Annotated in this window: 20 protein-coding genes; 14 read left to right on the forward strand and 6 right to left on the reverse strand. The window is 51.6% G+C overall.

Annotation, left to right across the window (positions count from 1 at the left end; genetic code table 11):
- Window positions 1-6: 6 nt before the first annotated feature.
- Window positions 7-318, reverse strand: coding sequence for a nitrite reductase small subunit NirD (gene nirD, locus AC0YNV_RS29245; RefSeq protein WP_475771171.1), 312 nt, complete (start codon window positions 316-318; stop codon window positions 7-9).
- Window positions 319-432: 114 nt separating this feature from the next.
- Window positions 433-2,871, reverse strand: coding sequence for a nitrite reductase large subunit NirB (gene nirB / locus AC0YNV_RS29250; protein ID WP_475771172.1), 2,439 nt, complete (start codon window positions 2,869-2,871; stop codon window positions 433-435).
- 329 nt (window positions 2,872-3,200) lie between these two features.
- Here nirB and AC0YNV_RS29255 point away from each other — a divergent pair, with 329 nt between their 5' ends.
- The 12 genes from AC0YNV_RS29255 to AC0YNV_RS29310 all read left to right on the forward strand — a co-directional run bounded on the left by AC0YNV_RS29255 (window position 3,201) and on the right by AC0YNV_RS29310 (window position 10,151).
- Window positions 3,201-3,809: an ANTAR domain-containing response regulator gene (locus AC0YNV_RS29255; RefSeq protein WP_475771173.1), complete on the forward strand. Its 609-nt coding sequence runs from the start codon at window positions 3,201-3,203 to the stop codon at window positions 3,807-3,809.
- Window positions 3,810-3,822: 13 nt separating this feature from the next.
- A complete protein-coding gene (locus tag AC0YNV_RS29260; protein WP_475771174.1) occupies window positions 3,823-4,884 on the forward strand; it encodes an anthranilate phosphoribosyltransferase in 1,062 nt (353 codons plus the stop codon).
- Between the two features lie 195 nt (window positions 4,885-5,079).
- On the forward strand, window positions 5,080-5,292 hold the full coding sequence (locus AC0YNV_RS29265; RefSeq protein ID WP_210045007.1) for a hypothetical protein: 213 nt from the start codon (window positions 5,080-5,082) through the stop codon (window positions 5,290-5,292).
- A 190-nt stretch (window positions 5,293-5,482) separates the two neighbouring features.
- Entirely contained in the window at window positions 5,483-5,854 is a 372-nt protein-coding gene (locus AC0YNV_RS29270) for a MerR family transcriptional regulator (RefSeq protein WP_475771175.1), read from the forward strand.
- Entirely contained in the window at window positions 5,851-6,183 is a 333-nt protein-coding gene (locus AC0YNV_RS29275) for a thioredoxin family protein (protein WP_475771176.1), read from the forward strand. The genes AC0YNV_RS29270 and AC0YNV_RS29275 overlap by 4 nt, the downstream gene beginning before the upstream one ends.
- A 77-nt stretch (window positions 6,184-6,260) precedes the next feature.
- Entirely contained in the window at window positions 6,261-6,635 is a 375-nt protein-coding gene (locus AC0YNV_RS29280; RefSeq protein WP_210045004.1) for a DUF1304 domain-containing protein, read from the forward strand.
- A 298-nt stretch (window positions 6,636-6,933) separates the two neighbouring features.
- Window positions 6,934-7,272 (forward strand): thioredoxin family protein, encoded by a 339-nt coding sequence (locus tag AC0YNV_RS29285; RefSeq protein WP_475771177.1) that lies wholly within the window; start codon window positions 6,934-6,936, stop codon window positions 7,270-7,272.
- Between the two features lie 166 nt (window positions 7,273-7,438).
- The gene (locus tag AC0YNV_RS29290) at window positions 7,439-7,711 is read left to right on the forward strand and encodes a GNAT family N-acetyltransferase (RefSeq protein WP_475771178.1); all 273 of its coding nucleotides are present in this window, start codon (window positions 7,439-7,441) and stop codon (window positions 7,709-7,711) included.
- Between the two features lie 146 nt (window positions 7,712-7,857).
- Complete coding sequence (locus AC0YNV_RS29295) at window positions 7,858-8,094, forward strand: DUF6953 family protein (RefSeq protein WP_475771179.1); 237 nt, start codon at window positions 7,858-7,860, stop codon at window positions 8,092-8,094.
- Between the two features lie 140 nt (window positions 8,095-8,234).
- Window positions 8,235-8,882 (forward strand): ribonuclease H, encoded by a 648-nt coding sequence (rnhA, locus tag AC0YNV_RS29300; RefSeq protein WP_475771180.1) that lies wholly within the window; start codon window positions 8,235-8,237, stop codon window positions 8,880-8,882.
- Window positions 8,883-8,919: 37 nt separating this feature from the next.
- Window positions 8,920-9,822: an aldo/keto reductase gene (locus AC0YNV_RS29305; RefSeq protein WP_475771181.1), complete on the forward strand. Its 903-nt coding sequence runs from the start codon at window positions 8,920-8,922 to the stop codon at window positions 9,820-9,822.
- 101 nt (window positions 9,823-9,923) lie between these two features.
- Window positions 9,924-10,151, forward strand: coding sequence for a DNA-binding protein (locus AC0YNV_RS29310; RefSeq protein WP_210044998.1), 228 nt, complete (start codon window positions 9,924-9,926; stop codon window positions 10,149-10,151).
- A 205-nt stretch (window positions 10,152-10,356) separates the two neighbouring features.
- On the opposite strand, the gene AC0YNV_RS29315 is transcribed toward AC0YNV_RS29310, so the two are convergent.
- Window positions 10,357-11,091, reverse strand: coding sequence for a class I SAM-dependent methyltransferase (locus AC0YNV_RS29315; RefSeq protein ID WP_475771182.1), 735 nt, complete (start codon window positions 11,089-11,091; stop codon window positions 10,357-10,359).
- Window positions 11,092-11,309: 218 nt separating this feature from the next.
- On the opposite strand from AC0YNV_RS29315, the gene AC0YNV_RS29320 reads away from it, so the two are divergent.
- The gene (locus AC0YNV_RS29320; protein ID WP_475771183.1) at window positions 11,310-11,576 is read left to right on the forward strand and encodes a Fur family transcriptional regulator; all 267 of its coding nucleotides are present in this window, start codon (window positions 11,310-11,312) and stop codon (window positions 11,574-11,576) included.
- 165 nt (window positions 11,577-11,741) lie between these two features.
- Here the strand turns inward: AC0YNV_RS29320 and AC0YNV_RS29325 are convergent, their stop codons facing one another.
- Both AC0YNV_RS29325 and AC0YNV_RS29330 read right to left on the reverse strand, forming a co-directional pair.
- Complete coding sequence (locus AC0YNV_RS29325; RefSeq protein WP_475771184.1) at window positions 11,742-12,407, reverse strand: sulfite oxidase-like oxidoreductase; 666 nt, start codon at window positions 12,405-12,407, stop codon at window positions 11,742-11,744.
- Window positions 12,408-12,577: 170 nt separating this feature from the next.
- A complete protein-coding gene (locus AC0YNV_RS29330) occupies window positions 12,578-12,997 on the reverse strand; it encodes a hypothetical protein (protein ID WP_210044994.1) in 420 nt (139 codons plus the stop codon).
- Window positions 12,998-13,333: 336 nt separating this feature from the next.
- Between AC0YNV_RS29330 and AC0YNV_RS29335 the strand changes: the two genes are divergently transcribed.
- On the forward strand, window positions 13,334-14,962 hold the full coding sequence (locus AC0YNV_RS29335) for a copper amine oxidase N-terminal domain-containing protein (protein WP_475771277.1): 1,629 nt from the start codon (window positions 13,334-13,336) through the stop codon (window positions 14,960-14,962).
- 82 nt (window positions 14,963-15,044) lie between these two features.
- Here the strand turns inward: AC0YNV_RS29335 and AC0YNV_RS29340 are convergent, their stop codons facing one another.
- Window positions 15,045-15,572 carry a MerR family transcriptional regulator gene (locus AC0YNV_RS29340; RefSeq protein WP_210044992.1) on the reverse strand — a complete coding sequence of 176 codons (528 nt, stop codon included), beginning with the start codon at window positions 15,570-15,572 and terminating at the stop codon, window positions 15,045-15,047.
- Window positions 15,573-15,689 lie beyond the last annotated feature (117 nt).

Below are 15,689 nucleotides of genomic sequence, written 5' to 3' on the forward strand. Positions count from 1 at the left end.
GTCCTCCTAAACCGTGATATAAACGGCTCCGCTCGCTTGATCGATTTCAGTCGGGTACGTGGTGACGCAGCCATCATCGGGCTCGCTCACCAATCCGCTGTTCAGATCGATTTTCCAATCATGAAGAGGGCAATGTACGACCGCGCCGCAAACCATTCCCTCCGACAGCAATCCGCCCTTGTGTGGGCAGCGGTTCTCTACAGCCAGCACGCTGCCGTCCGTCAGCTTGAATACGGCAATTTCCGTATTCTCCACCTTGATCGTGCGCGAGCCTCTCTCATCAATATCCGATACCTGGCCAATCAGCACCTTAGTCATGGATGAACCTCCCTAATGTTTATGTGAGTTATGCAAACATGCAGCTGGCCGTACAAAGAGAGCGTCAGCGGCAGCAAGCCTGACGCTCTCGGGCTTGCATCAGCGGCCGGGCCTTTATTGCACCGGCTGTACACTGGAAATCGGCTCGAAATTTTTACGCAGATGATCGTTCCGGGCAATTTCCTTCCAGGGATCGGTAGTCAGGCTGAGCGTCTTCTCGATGCGCTCCACAAGCGCAAGCCGGTCTTCTTTGCTCTCCAGCGCTTTCTTGATGGACGCCAAGCCAACACGCTCCAGCCAGGCAGCCGTCCGCTCATTCCACTGGGCATTCTCGCGGTAATACTGCAGGTAAGCGCCAGTCCATTCCATGACCTCGTCCTCAGTCTTCACGGTGCCGAGCAGATCGCAGGCTCTTACCTTCACGCCTCCGTTGCCGCCGACATACAGCTCCCAGCCGCCGTCGATGGCCACAACCCCGAGATCCTTGATCGTCGCTTCCGCGCAGTTGCGGGGGCAGCCGGATACGGCGAGCTTCACCTTGGCCGGCGTATTCAACCGTTCAAAAGCTTTCTCCAGGCGGATGCCCATGCCGATGGCGTCCTGCGTGCCGAAGCGGCAGAAGGTGGAGCCGACGCAGGTTTTGACCGTCCGCAGCGTCTTGCCGTAGGCATGGCCGGATGCCATGTCCAGCTCCTCCCAGATCTTCGGGAGATCTTCTTTCTTCACGCCCAGCAGATCCAGGCGCTGACCGCCAGTGAACTTCACCATAGGCACGTCATATTTCTCGGCAACGGTGGCGATTTTCTTCAAGTCCGCCGGAGAAGTAACGCCTCCATAGATACGGGGGACAACGGAATACGTGCCGTCCTTCTGGATGTTGGCGTGGTAACGCTCATTGGTAAAGCGGGATTCCTTCTCATCCACATATTCCTCAGGCCAGAGCATGCCCAGATAATAGTTCAGCGACGGCCGGCACTTGGAGCAGCCGTCCTTGTTATCCCAGTCCAGCACATGCATCACTTCCTTAACGCTCATGAGCCGCATCGTTTTGATTCCCTCAACGATCTCGTCGCGGCTCAGCGTGGTGCAGCCGCAGATGCCTTCCTTGACAGGCTCGCCGATAGCGTCGCCTGCGTACAGATGCAGCAGTCCTTCGACCTCAGGCTTGCAGCCGCCGCAGGAAGCGGAAGCTTTGGTGCAGGCTTTGATTTGGCCCACGGTGCTGCAGCCCTTTGTTTGAATCGCCGCGGCGATGGTTCCCTTGGATACACCATTGCAGCCGCAGACGATTTCGTCGTCGGCCATGTCCGCAAGCCTGCTTCCGCCGCCGGACGACTGCCCTAGCATATCCGAAGAAATACCGAGCAGCAGCTCCTTCTCCCGGCCTGCAACAGACTCGCCCTTCTTTATGGAAGCGAATAATGAAGCGCCGTCCGCAATGTCGCCGAACAATACCGCGCCAACGAGCTTGCCGTCCTCAATGACAATCTTCTTGTAGGTGCCGGCCAAATCATCTTGTATCCGCAGCGCCCGCGTTCCCGGCGTCTCCGCAAAACGGCCTGCCGAGAATACGTCGACACCGGAAACCTTCAGCTTGGTGGATGTGACCGAGCCTGCATATCCCGAGGTTTCTACTCCCGCCAGGTGCTTGGCAAGCACGGCTCCCTGCTCATACAGAGGCGCAACCAGACCATAGGCAATGCCTCTATGCTCCGCGCATTCCCCGAGAGCATAGACATCGGGGATATTGGTCCGCATGTAATCATCCACGACAATGCCGCGGTTGATTTCAATGGCCGAGGCTTTGGCCAGGGCAATGTTGGGCCGGATGCCAACCGCCATGACAACCAGATCAGCGTCGACACTGCTGCCGTCCGTGAACTGCAGCTCCTTCACCCGCCGTCTGCCTGTGATGGATGCCGAATGCTTGTGCAGCAGAAACTTCATTCCCTGCGCTTCCAGCTCGCGCTGCAGCATTCTCGAGGCCGGCTCATCCAGCTGCCGCTCCATCAGGTATTTGTGAATATGGATAACCGATACGTCCATTCCCAGATGCAGCAGGCCTCTGGCGGCTTCCAGTCCCAGCAGGCCTCCGCCGATGACGGCGGCTTTCCTGTACTTCCTGGAAGCATCAAGCATCATTTCACAGTCGCGGATATCCCGGAACGCGATCACGCCTTCTTTGTCTGCTCCTGGAATCGGCAGCATGAAGGGATTTGAGCCGGTGGCGACCACAACGGCGTCATAATCCGTCTCCAAGCCCTTATCCGTTATTATTTTTTTGCGCTGCGTGTCGATCCTGGTTACCGTGTGGCCGGTATGCAGCTGAATATGATTGTCCTTGTACCAGTCCCAGTCGTTGATAATGATTTCCTTCATATCCGCGCCGCCTGCCAGTACGGAGGACAGCATAATCCTGTTATAATTAGGATGGGGCTCTGCACCGAAAATCGTTATTTCATAGGCTTCCGGAGCAAGCTTCAGCAGATGCTCGATAGCGCGGACTCCCGCCATTCCATTTCCGATAAGCACTAATTTTTTTGGAGTGGTCATCTGTGCCGCTCTCCTCTCAGTCTTGGTCTAAGGGTTAAAAAATCAGAAAAAGCCTGCTCCGCTTCAAAGGACATACGTACGCTCCTTTGAAAAACGAAGACAGGCTTCATTGCCGCTTCAACCGAATACATCGTTGTACCCGGGAATAATTTTAGGTTGTCGATAATCTAAATATACAATGGTCTTGATCTTCATGTCAATATACCTGACATATATTATTGGCGCATATTCATTATCGACATTCTTATCGAGGTTATGTTATAAATATTCACAATAACCTTGAAGAAGCTGATAATCGTCAAGTGTCGCATAGAAAGGAGCATTCATGCATGCGTTCTTTGCTGCTGATTAATAACCAGGCGATGCCGGTTGTGCCGGATCAATTGGATACGGCCATCGGCGAGCCTCTTCCCGATACGGTGTTGGAAGCGAACGGCTATTATATTCTGCATGCGCGCATTGAAGAACAAGCCATGCGGCAGATGGGGGATGCCGATGCCATTGTTCTGCATATCCCGTTGGGAGATATCAAAGCTTGTTTCCCAAAGCTGTCCGCTTCCAGGAAATTGCCAATATTCTGGTGGTGCGGCGCTTCTACTTCTTTTTTGTCCGCGGCTTTCTGCGAGGACGATGTGCCGGTTGACGGCATTCTGACACCCTCCATGAGCGAGCGCGAGCTGCACTGGGCGCTGCATTTCGGCTCCAAGCAGTGCATCGAGCGGCAGCAGTGGCAAAGCGAACGCAAGCAGCTGGAGGCCAGGCTTGAGGAACGCAAATGGATCGACATGGCGAAGGGAATCCTGTGCGACATCAAAAAAGTATCCGAGGCGGAAGCCTATGAACTGCTGCGCAAACAGGCCATGAATGAACGCAAACGATTGGTCGACGTTGCGACATCGATCGTCAAGGTCTATCAACTTTTGCAGGAGCAAAAATAAGGGGGCTTTACTTATGATCACAAAATTGCTGAAGGAAGTCGGACGGGGAAAACGTGGAGCCCGCGATTTAACCTATGATGAGGCTTATCAGGCAGCGGAGTGGATTATGAACCGTGAGGCTACTCCTGCGCAGATTGGCGCATTTTTCATGGCAGAGCGCATCAAGATGGAGAGCGTGGAGGAAATGGAAGCCTTCGTGGCCGTGTGCCGCAATCATGCTTACCGCTCGCCGGTCCAGCAGGGAATTGATTGTGCCGGTCCCTATGATGGACGGAAGAAGACCTTCTTCGCCACCTTTCCTGCCGCATTCGTACTTGCTGCGGCCGGTCTGCCAGTCACACTGCACGGCACGTCTTCTCTCCCTCCCAAATGGGGCGCAACCCTTCAGGATCTTCTCCTCGAAGCGGGGATTGATGCCGCGGGGTTGTCGCGTGAGCATATTACGCAGGCAGCCTCTCTTACCGGGATCTTGTTCGTGCCGGCTGAACAGTGGTGCCCGCCGCTCAAGGCGCTGCGTCCGCTGCGCGAAGAACTTGGCATGCGCACGGTGCTCAATACGGCCGAGAAGCTTGTTGATTACGCCTGCTCCCCCTTTTTGGTCTATGGAGTTTACCACAATACGGTCTTCGAGCGGATGTCGAAGCTGCTGCTTCATCTCGACTACAGCAAGGCCCTCATTGTACAGGGCTGCGAGGGCTCCGAGGATCTCTTTATCGAGCGGCCTACCCGCACTTACCTCGTCGAAAACGGGGAAGCTCACCTTCATGTCATCGATCCCGAAACCTATGGTCTTGATACCCCTGTTCCGGACGTGGAATGGACGGCTGCCGGGCAGCTCCAGGCCGCTGAAGCGGTCCTCCAGGGCGGCGCTCATCTCGCCTTTTTCAATCAAGTATTGCTCAATTCCGCCGTCAGACTTCAGCTTGCAGGCCGCTGCGAATCGGTAGAAGAAGGGTTGTATATATGCAAATCCATATTGGATAATAGGGCGGCATGGGATCTGTACAAATCGTGGAAAATCGCGATGAAATCTAATGAAAACAGCGAGTCTGCTGAGGCTGTAACATTCAAGTGAATGTCCAATAAATTAGTTGTGAATATGCAAATGTTTTAATTGCATCGGGTTATATGCCGACTTTTATTTTTATCTGGAATCACATAAGGTGACCAAAAGAGTTTTATCCAATTATGGGTATAATATCGAGGCTGGAAGGGGAAATTGATTGAAACGCCGAATAAGCTTTAAGGAAAGCTCAAGGAGGTGACAATTTTGGGAGAGAAAATGACGCACCGTATTATTGTCCATTTTAACGGCGGAGACAAAGTTGTGATCGGAACGAATGATGTGGATGACACGCTCGCTCAAATCCAGAAGCAAACCAGCGGCTGGCTGGAGCTGGATGGCAAAATCATTTATTTGAATAATGTGACCTATGTTGAAACGGATGAGCAGCGCGACCGCTCTGTATTGGGTTTTACTTAAATGAAACGTTAGACCAGGATTCGGATTGATCGGCATGAATATACGAAACCATAATAAAAGGCACCCTGCGGGTGTCTTTTTAAATATAAATAAATTTGGTCTGCGCCTGGTTCTCAAAAAATATCGTTTGACCCTGACATTAATGGCAGGGTTTATAATGATGCCAGCAGGTTATACAGGAGGTGTTTCCTTGAAGATAGGCGAGCTGTCGAAAGAGACCGGGGCGAGTATAAGGTCCATCCGGTATTATGAGCAGCAGGGTCTGATGGCGCCGGCGAGACTGCAGAACGGGTACCGGGAATACAGCCGCTTGGCTGTCGAACAAGTGCAAACGATTCAGTTATACCTGTCGCTTGGTATAAGTACGGAGCAGGTTGCGGGCTTTCTGCATTGTGTGATGAAGAATAAAGAAGAATTTTGCCGCGAAGTGCTGCCGGTCTATAAGGAGAAGCTCGCAGAAATTGATGAGCAGATCAAGCAGCTCACAGCAATCCGCTCAAATCTGGCGGAGCGGATTGCGTCCATTCACAAAGAAAATAACGGAGGTGTCGATCGATCATGAGTCTGCAGACGATCAATAAAGTGGAATATGAGGAAATGATGGCGAAGAAAGGGGTAGTGGCCATCGAATTTGGAACGGCCTGGTGCCCTCCGTGCAAAACCTTGCTGCCCATATTGGATCAGCTGGCAGCCGGTTACGGGTCATCCGCTTCGATTGTGAAGGTCGATTGCGAGGAATCCCCGGAGCTTGCTGCTTCCTTCGGCATCATGGGCATGCCGACAGTCATTGTCTTCCGCGACGGAGAACCGGTTGACAAGCTGGTGGGGCTGCGTCCGGGAGAAGCCTACAAAAGCATCATTGACCGTCTGCTGCAGGATCAGGCGGTATAAAGAAGAAATGTAATGCGCCCGGTTATGTTTCCTGTTATTCTATAAGCAAATGCGTAAGATGAGGCGGATGAATCACGATGAATACCCAGGAAGTAATCAGTGCCGTTCTGGTAGGTCTTGTTGCGCTTATTCATATCTACATCCTGTATCTGGAGATGTTCTTATGGAATACGCCCAAGGGACTCAAGACCTTCGGGATGACCCAGCAGGTTGCGGATCATACGAAGCAGCTTGCGACCAATCAAGGCTTGTACAACGGCTTTTTGGCGGCAGGCTTGATATGGGGCTTATGCTATCCGGATGAAGCGGCGGGACGGCATATTCAAATGTTCTTCCTGATTTGCGTGCTTGCTGCGGGACTATTCGGGGGCATTACGGTGAAGCGCTCCATACTCGTTTTCCAGGCGCTGCCTGCGTTAGTGGCGCTGATTGTTCTTATTGCCGTGGCGTAAAACTCCTCTTTGCGGAGCTGCGTGCCGTTTGCTCGATGGAGAACGCAGCCTTTGCCCGCAATGGATCCCGGGGGGCGATGTCCTCCTTGTTCATGAAATTAAGGACCGTCGGGGAGCTGCTTCGTCAGGAAGCGTGCTGCCCCGGTGTCAGAAGCCCATCCAATTACTATTGCTGGCTGGGCTTCTTTTTATTCCTTTGTATGCATGAGGGGCATCCTGCGGGGATGTCTCTTTTTGTTTGCGGAGGTATAATAGCCTATATAGAAAATGGATGACGTAGACCGGAAGGAGCCATGACATGTCCATCGGGGAATTGCGGGAGGATGAGCTGCTGCAGCGCCTGAGCGGGAAGAGCGGCTATGAAGCGGTGCTGTTTCATACGGTGTTTTGCGGAACCTGCAAGCTTGCGGAACGGATGCTGGAAATCGTCCAGGCGGTCGGGACAACCGTCCCTGTTCATAAGGTCAATATTAATTATGCGCCCGGCCTGCGCGACAGCTGGAAAATATCAAGCGTCCCATGTCTGGTTCTGCTGCGCGGGGGAGAGCCGGTCCGTTTTGAATATACGATGAGGTCCGTTGATCATCTGTATGCTCTGCTGAAAGAGCTCGAAAGCAGCGCCGCGGAAAAAGAATAGGTTATCCAGACCGGAACCGGGCCAAGGTCGACGAGAAAACCATAGCCAAGGCCCTGTACGGTTAGAATGAGGAAGTGTTAACGGCTGCCTTGGGTAAAGTAGTATCCTTTGCGGTAATAATACGCATGAACCTGGAAGGATTCAAATAGGACGGAGGCGATTGCAAGTGAGGGAAACAGTGATGGAAGGCAATAGTTTTGTCGTGAGGGATGATGGCGCATCCGTAGCGGAAATCACATTCGTGCCAAGCGGAGATTCGTATATTATCGATCATACTTATGTATCCGAAGCTCTGCGCGGTCAGAAGATTGCGGAGGATCTGGTCAAACGGGTCGTGGAGCATGCCCGGGAAAATCATAAAATGATTGTTCCCGCCTGCTCTTATGCACTGGCCCAGTTCAAGCGGCGTAAGGAATATCAGGATATCTGGAAGCGGTAGCGAAAACCCGGATAAACAGGGAAACTTTGAGTGACAAGAGCACCTCTTCTGCGGGTGCTTTTTGCGTGGACGATGATTTCAAGGAAAAACAAGGGTTTCCGCCTGCAGGGTGGAAATTATTATATCGTAGGGAGAGGGTATCAGGCATGGAAGATTCAGCACAGGAAGCGGCGCAGTGGATGATCGAGGAAATTAAATTCAAAGGCAGTCTCCGGCAGGAGGATGCGATAACCCATGTCCGGACCCATTTTGGCGAGGAGCATGTTTTTGTGAATGAGCAGGGCAACACCTCGCTCTCCAAGGATGTGAAGAAAGCCTTCCGGAAGCTGCACGGCGGCAAGGTGGCGTGGGATAGGGACGGTTTTTTCTGGGCTTGGACTTAAAAAGGTCATGACGCTAGCGAGCCTGTCCGAAGATGAGGGTGGCACGAAGCGGGTTCGTCCGAGAAGTTTGTGGTAAAATAATGATTCTGCTGTAACCAGATAAAAACGTCTCCCGCCAAGGAGACATAAGGAGTACATAGATGGCAAAACAAAAATTTTACGTCGTCTGGGTTGGGAGAAAACCGGGCGTGTATACAAGCTGGACCGATTGTCAGAATCAGATCAATCAGTTTGAGGATGCAAAATACAAATCCTTCGAGACGAAGGCTTCGGCCGACGAGGCCTTCAAAGCCGGCTGGAAGAAGCATTGGGGCCAAGGGAAGTCGGCGGGGAGCGGCAAGGGCTCCTCATCTGCTCCGCGTACGGCGTATGCCGGGGGCGAGATTGACTATAACAGCATCTCGGTAGATGTCGGTACAAGCGGCAATCCCGGCCCGGTGGAGTATAAAGGGGTGGACACGCAGACAGGCGAGGTTATTTTCTCCTACGGTCCCATCAAGCGGGGAACGAACAACCTTGGCGAGTTTCTGGCTATTGTCCATGGCCTGGCTTATCTGCAGAAGCTTGGCAGCAGCAAGGTCGTGTACAGCGACTCGGTGAATGCGATCAAATGGGTGAAGCAGAAGGAAGTGTCTTCCACACTTGTGAGAGATGAATCCACAGCGGAAATATGGACGTTGGTGGACCGGGCGGTCAGCTGGCTCAAAACCAATAAATACGACAATAAAGTGCTCAAATGGCAGACGAAGGAGTGGGGCGAGATTAAAGCCGATTATGGCAGGAAGTAGAGACATTTGATAATCGACAGGAATTGGGGGATGCGTGATGTTGTCAAAGGCTAACGGGGATGACCGGGATTTGTCGAAAAAATTCGATGCCGGGGAAGGCGTGCGGCTGAAGGACGGGACCGTGCTTCCGAAGCTCGGTCAGGGAACCTGGCATATGGGGGATCAGCCGTCCCGGAGGAAAGAGGAGATCCGCAGCTTAAGACTGGGCGTGGAGCTTGGGATGAAGATGATCGATACGGCTGAGATGTACGGGGACGGACGCTCTGAATCCCTGATCGGTGAAGCGATTCAGGGAATCCGGGAGCAGGTATTTCTGGTATCCAAAGTGTATCCGCATCATGCCGGTCTGAAGCATATCGCCAGGAGCTGCGACAGCAGCCTCAAGAGGCTCGGAACAGATTCATTGGATCTGTATCTCCTTCACTGGAGGGGAAATGTTTCGCTTGGCGAGACGATTGAAGGGATGGAGCGGTTAAAGGAAGCCGGAAAAATCCGGCGATGGGGCGTTTCCAATCTCGACACCCGTGATATGAAGGAGCTGCTGTCACTGGACAACGGTACTGAGTGCGCCTTGAATCAGGTGCTCTATCATCTGGGCTCGCGGGGGATCGAGTTTGATCTGCTGCCGCATGCGCAGAATAACGGAATACCGGTTATGGCCTATTGCCCTCTGGCTCAAGCAGGCACCCTGAGGGATGGCTTGCTCCGCAGTGAGGTGGTTCGGGACATCGCGGACCAACATGGCATCAAGCCCTTTCAGCTGCTGCTTGCGTGGTGCATCCGGCATGATCACGTAATCGCTATTCCCAAAGCCTCAACCGAGGATCATGTACGGGAGAATGCGGCTGCGGCTCTGGTAAAGCTCACGGATGAGGATCTCGCAAGGCTGGACCGGGAATTCCCGCCGCCTTCACGCAAAATGCCTCTCGATATTGTGTAGCGGCTTGCATAGATGAGCTTTTCCTCATATACGGCATCGATTTGTGGTATAATAAGAATAACTATGCAAATTGATCATGAATGTAGAGAGGTTGCCGGCACATGAATGGATTTGAAGATCATAATATGAAAGTGAAGCGGACATTCAATGCAACAAGCAATGAGGTCGTGCTCACGCTTACGGAAGCTGGAAATACGTTAGGTCTTTCCAAGGACCAAATGAAGGTGTATGTCGACAAAAATAAGCTGACCAAGGTTCCGATCATGCGAAGCGTTCATAGGTATCTTCTGCTGAAAAGTGAAATAGATGAAATTATTGGCAATGGTTAGTTTCTATATGCGGGTTATGTATCGGCATGCAGAATAAGATAGGAATACAAAGGCGCCTCTTTCCGAGGCGCCTTCTTTTTTTGAACTTATGGAATTATAAGGTTTCAAGGGAGAAGCTGACTTAACCGCATGAGGACGGGGGAGTTAGTTTTTTCTTATTTGCGGCAGCTCTGCTGCTTTTGAAGAGAGCGAAGAAGAAATATAGCTAGTTCCTGACAGTCGCGATCAAGAGGAAGATAGGGCGGCGGGTCTCATCCTGCATGGCAGGGTTATGGGCCAGCATTTCTTGAGTCGGTTGCGGCTCGGACAGTCTCATAATACTGAAGCCTGCGTCGATCAGCGCATTGATATGAGTGGCGATGGTCCGATGGTATTTGACGACATCGTTGTCCAGGAATCTGGCATGCCGCAGTCCCTCATTCTGATAGTTGTCGACAGGCCAATGCATTCTCTCGCCCTGCGGGCCGTAGTGCCAATCTTGCGCCGCAAGCGCAGTGAAGACCGGATGTTCAACCGAGAGCACGAATGCTCCTCCCGGCACAAGGCAGTGATGAATCCTCCGGCAGACGTTGTCGAAACGCTCGACGTAATGGAGTGCTAGCGAGCTTATCACGACGTCGAATTCCCCCGCGGCAAAATCGATGTCTTCAATCGCGATGCGCCGATACTCGATCCCCGGATCGCTGGTGCTGGCTCTTGCCTTCGCCAGCATATTCTCCGAAAGATCTACACCCACTACCGAGCGGGCATGCTGCTCGCGCGCATATCTGCTGTGCCAGCCAAACCCGCAGCCCAGATCGAGCACTCTCTTGTCCTGAAGCTCGGGCAGCATGGCGCGAAAAGCCGGCCATTCCCCTGCGGCCTCCAGTCCGCCAATGGAACGGGACATTTGACTGTATTTTGCATAGAATGATGAATCATCATACTTGTTCTGCTTCATGATAGCTGATGCCTCCTCCGCTTTCCACCAGTGTAACACTTCATTTTTCCATCAAACAATAGTTTTCGCTAAGAAGATATCATGATGTCGGACGGAGATGAAGGAGCTGTAGTTGACAATCATTATCAACAATTCTATAATAAATATTATATTAATTATAAATTAATAATAATTCTTATTTATTCGATGCTCCTCATACTAATGGAGGTGTAAGTCTCATGACCAATAACAATTTGAATTCAGCGCTCAAGAAGCTCGAACAGCAAAACATTCATTTGTCCCCGCAGCGTCTGGCCGTTCTGGAATATTTATACTCCGCCGAAGGCTATCCCGGGGTGGAGGATATTTCAAGATCACTTGCTGGCAAATATCGCAATTTGAATGCTTCAACGGTATATAATCATCTTCGGGTATTCAACAGGCTGGGGCTCGTCAAGGAAGTGACGATGGGAGATTCTTCGCGTCGTTACAGTTCAGCCAGCTAATATGACTATAGGAAGAAACGAACTAAGCCGCCCATTGGCGGCTTAGTTCGTTTTTTCCCTTAAAAAATATCAGAAAAGGTGAGACCAAGTGTTACCTTTTCTGATATTAAAAAAAGGCGTCTATCCGCAAGATGCGGATAGACGCCTTTTTCAATTAAACGCTGCTCAATCGAAATCCTTGTGATGCCATTCATCATCGGGGATATTCAGATCCTCGCCGGAGAAACGCTGCTCTGCAAAGGGCTCCGCCTCATTGTGAAAGCCAAGCCGCTCCCAGTAGCCATGGCGGTCATCGGTTATATATTCAATGCCGCGGATCCATTTGGCGCTTTTCCAGAAATAGAGAGAAGGGATAACAAGCCGCAGCGGCCAGCCGTGCTTGGGCGTAAGCGGTGCCCCTTGAAAGCTGTATGCCAGCAGGGCGTTATCGGCCATTAGGGTTTGGGCAGGAAGATTGGTTTCATAGTCATGGTCGGCGTGTATCATGGCAAATTCCGCCTGGGGCTTCACGTCAAGCGCCTTTAATAAGTCGCGGACAGAGATGCCCTCCCATTCCGTATCAAATTTCGACCAGCGTGTGACGCAATGAATATCTGCCTTGATCTGCGTTTTGGGGAGCTTCATCAGCTCGGCGTACGATATTTCCTTGACCTCATTCACTTCTCCGAAGATGCGCAGCGTCCAGGTGTCCATGTCATAGCTTGGAACATCCCCTTCATGCAAAATGGGAAACCGGTCGGTCAGCACCTGACCTGGCGGCAGACGGTGGGCCAGCTCGGGCGGGACAGGCGGAAGCTGCATTTTCTTGATGCGATTTACTTTGTCGTGCATGTTGATCCTCCTTGGGGCAGGGTGCTGCAATCAGCTTACAGTAAGCCCTCCCTTGATAGTACAATAACCTGCTGTGAATGGGAAGAGGCCCGTCCAGTGAGAGCGGGGCAGCAGGGAACAGCACAAAAACAGCCATCCTTTCGGATTGGAAAGGATGGCTGTTCCGCTTGTTATATGTGTCCGTGCACGCTGTTTGCGATGATTTCCGGAAGCTCCTGCTTCTGTGCGTGATAGGCTGCAGGCGTGAGACTTCCGCGCTCCAGGCGGGCATCTAATTGCTCCGTCAGCTCGGCGATTTGCAGATCGATGATGCGCTGAACATCTGCATCGTGGGCTGCTGCTATGTCGGCCAGTGAATTTCCATTGTATAAGGCTTCGTAGATTTCCTCATCGGAGGTCGCTCCTAGAAGCTTGCGAAAGTGATCGTCTGCTGCTGACGCCTGCTTGGGCGCAGCCAGCGGGGGGTACTTCATTTTGGTGCCGATCGCTCCGAGGGGGTCTGCACTGCTGGTATCGCTGCTCCAGAGACTGCTTCCGACGGAGATGGCGAATGCCATGGTGCCCACTAAGATAAAACGTTTCGGACTCATTTGATTATCCTCGTTTCCAGCTCTTCTTGATGAATGAGCTATAAAGGTGACAAGATCATTGTAGTCCCCATACCTTAAGACAAGCTGAACAATTATTTAAAGATACCTAAAAGATTCATTAACATCATACTTTATATTCATGCTATACGCATACAGTTGAAGTATGATTACAGTAGATGAAATGCAGCCTGGAGCCTGCGATTATGCTGCTTTTTTATTTTGGGGATCCCGGCTAATCCTGTGATTCAAGACAGGCAGGCGGGCGTTATAACTTATCAATATGAATCAAGAACGAGTCAAAAACCAATGATAAAGTGGGAGTGAACGATTTTGAAAATGAAGAAACTGCTCGTTTCCGTGCTGGGCTTTTCCCTGCTGCTACCTGCAATTACAAGTGCCGCAGCCGCTCCGGTTTCCCCGGTCAAGGCATCGGTCAACACGCCGGCAGCCGAGCTCCGGGCAACCCTGGATTACCTGCTCTCCGAACATTTCACTCTGGCGGTCAATGCATTGACCAAAGGCTATAGCAAATCCAAGGACGCAGCAGAGGCTTATCAAGCGCTGGACCAGAACGTGACGGATATGAAGCCTGTGATTGCTTCGATCTATGGGGCTGCCCGGGCGGCTGAGTTCGTACGCATCTTCCGTGACCATAATACATACACCAATGACCTGATTAAATCCTCCCGAAATAATGACAAAGCGCTTCGCGGCAAGGTGGAAGGAGAAACAGCAAAGTTTGTTAAGGAATTTGCCGCTTTCCTGAACGCGGTCACCGCCGCCAAGCTCCCGAGAAAGACCGCGGAAGAGATGCTCCAGGTTCATGAGAATAAGGTTCAGAAAGCCTTTGATGAGTATACGACAGGAGATTACCAGGATGCTTACAAAGCATACCGTGAAGGCATTTATGAGGTGTTCAAGCTCAGCAAAGTCCTGTCCTCTGCGGTCGCAGCTCAAATGCCGGATAAATATCAGCAGACTCGTGCAGACACAGAAGCAGCAGATCTGAGATCCCTGCTCAGCCGCTTGTTATCCGAGCATTTTGCGCTGTCTACTTTGCAAATGCAGGAGCAGTTCGATACAAGAGGCGCATCCGATGCTTTACTTATTGCGGAAGCCGCCAATACCGAGGACTTGAACGTGGCTATGGCATCCGTATATGGTGCCGCTGACGGCATTGCATTTAAGAAAATTTGGGTCATTAATCATCTTAATGCCCAAAGCGATTATGTGAACGCTGTGAAAAACAACAATACTCCGAATTTAGAGAATATAAAGTCGCGAATCGATGACAGTACGACCGAATTGGCTGCCTTCCTGGATACCGCCACCAATAAGAATCTGCCATTGGCTGCGGGACAGGCGGCGCTGCGCAAGCATGAAGGCCAGGTACAGCAGGTGTTCGATCAATATGCGGCTGGCAATTATAAAGGTGCCGCCAAAACAAGCCGCGAAGGGTTCAAATTCATGTTTGGCATAGGCAAGTCGCTCAGCAGTGCGATTGTTCTCCAATTTAATGAAAAGTATGCTGAAAATATGCCTGTCACTCCTCCGGATCCAAACCCTGTGCCGTCGTCACCTGCCGCGACTACGATCTGGATGAAGGTAAATAGTAAACAACTGAAGCTGAATGGTATCGTCTCGCAGATGGATACGACTCCCTTCGTATGGAACGGCCTTACATTCATCCCGCTCCGTTTTCTAAGTGACGGGATCGGCGCCGAAGCGGTATTCGATGCCAAAACAGGCATGATTACGGTGAAAGCCGATAAGGATGTGCTGAAGTTCTGGGTCGGCAAGGATTATATGACCGTTAACGGCGTTAATAAATCAGTTGGCACGAAAGTCATCGTGAAGGATGGCCGTACAGCCATTCCGCTCCGCTTCATTGGCGAACTGCTCGGCTGGGATGTCCATTATCAAAAATCGGACCAATCGATCACGTTGACCAAACCGATGAGCTGAACAACCCCAATAACGCATGCTAGAGAAGACCGCCGGTTCATGGCGGTCTTCTCTCCTTGCGTCCGCTTGTCCGACACCAGCTTTACCAAAGCTGAAACAAGGAGCGCAGAAGGCTGCGTTTTTTGCGGTGGGATTGAAGATCCGGCAGATGGATCTCCTTGTCTAACGGGCGAGATCTGGTCCATTTATTCTCCAATTGTTGAACAGATTCCATGAGCTGATTTACAATCCGGTTCAGATCCTCAAGCTCCTTGCGGTGCTGCAGTACCTGCATGGACACGACATCATCGGCTTTCTGCGAAAGCAGGTGCTCCACCTGCTGAATGCGGAGCAGCACCTCATCGCTATACCCGGCCGCGCTGTCCATAACGGATTCGGGTTCAACAGCTTCCTTACAGGCCGCACTTTCCAGTTCAAGCTGATCGAGACTTTCCCCCTGATCGATCCTCTCCTTCATATAACGCAACCGTGAGATATCCTGATCGGTAAAAATATAATGTCCAAACCGGTCTTTTATGAAATGGGCAGGGAACATGGAGACCCATCGTTTCACGGTCGTCTGGCTGACTCCGAGCGCTGCTGCTGCATCCTTCGTCTTTAAAACATCCATTACGATCACCCCGTTTTCGCTTAGTTATAGGGTATTCGTGTTGTATGCAGGTTCTCCCTGCATGGACGACAAAGGTAGTGCCCGTTCGATAAACAAAGTGCTATTGCGAGCCAATCT

The organism is Paenibacillus sp. JT31N11, assembly GCF_056269285.1.

Excerpts from the sequence above, each read along its gene's own strand:
- nirD (WP_475771171.1), bottom strand. The coding sequence starts at position 318 with ATGACTAAGGTGCTGATTGGCCAGGTATCGGATATTGATGAGAGAGGC.
- nirB (WP_475771172.1), bottom strand. The coding sequence starts at position 2,871 with ATGACCACTCCAAAAAAATTAGTGCTTATCGGAAATGGAATGGCGGGA.
- AC0YNV_RS29255 (WP_475771173.1), top strand. The coding sequence starts at position 3,201 with ATGCGTTCTTTGCTGCTGATTAATAACCAGGCGATGCCGGTTGTGCCG.
- AC0YNV_RS29260 (WP_475771174.1), top strand. The coding sequence starts at position 3,823 with ATGATCACAAAATTGCTGAAGGAAGTCGGACGGGGAAAACGTGGAGCC.
- AC0YNV_RS29275 (WP_475771176.1), top strand. The coding sequence starts at position 5,851 with ATGAGTCTGCAGACGATCAATAAAGTGGAATATGAGGAAATGATGGCG.
- AC0YNV_RS29280 (WP_210045004.1), top strand. The coding sequence starts at position 6,261 with ATGAATACCCAGGAAGTAATCAGTGCCGTTCTGGTAGGTCTTGTTGCG.
- AC0YNV_RS29285 (WP_475771177.1), top strand. The coding sequence starts at position 6,934 with ATGTCCATCGGGGAATTGCGGGAGGATGAGCTGCTGCAGCGCCTGAGC.
- AC0YNV_RS29295 (WP_475771179.1), top strand. The coding sequence starts at position 7,858 with ATGGAAGATTCAGCACAGGAAGCGGCGCAGTGGATGATCGAGGAAATT.
- rnhA (WP_475771180.1), top strand. The coding sequence starts at position 8,235 with ATGGCAAAACAAAAATTTTACGTCGTCTGGGTTGGGAGAAAACCGGGC.
- AC0YNV_RS29305 (WP_475771181.1), top strand. The coding sequence starts at position 8,920 with ATGTTGTCAAAGGCTAACGGGGATGACCGGGATTTGTCGAAAAAATTC.
- AC0YNV_RS29310 (WP_210044998.1), top strand. The coding sequence starts at position 9,924 with ATGAATGGATTTGAAGATCATAATATGAAAGTGAAGCGGACATTCAAT.
- AC0YNV_RS29315 (WP_475771182.1), bottom strand. The coding sequence starts at position 11,091 with ATGAAGCAGAACAAGTATGATGATTCATCATTCTATGCAAAATACAGT.
- AC0YNV_RS29320 (WP_475771183.1), top strand. The coding sequence starts at position 11,310 with ATGACCAATAACAATTTGAATTCAGCGCTCAAGAAGCTCGAACAGCAA.
- AC0YNV_RS29325 (WP_475771184.1), bottom strand. The coding sequence starts at position 12,407 with ATGCACGACAAAGTAAATCGCATCAAGAAAATGCAGCTTCCGCCTGTC.
- AC0YNV_RS29330 (WP_210044994.1), bottom strand. The coding sequence starts at position 12,997 with ATGAGTCCGAAACGTTTTATCTTAGTGGGCACCATGGCATTCGCCATC.
- AC0YNV_RS29335 (WP_475771277.1), top strand. The coding sequence starts at position 13,334 with ATGAAGAAACTGCTCGTTTCCGTGCTGGGCTTTTCCCTGCTGCTACCT.
- AC0YNV_RS29340 (WP_210044992.1), bottom strand. The coding sequence starts at position 15,572 with ATGGATGTTTTAAAGACGAAGGATGCAGCAGCAGCGCTCGGAGTCAGC.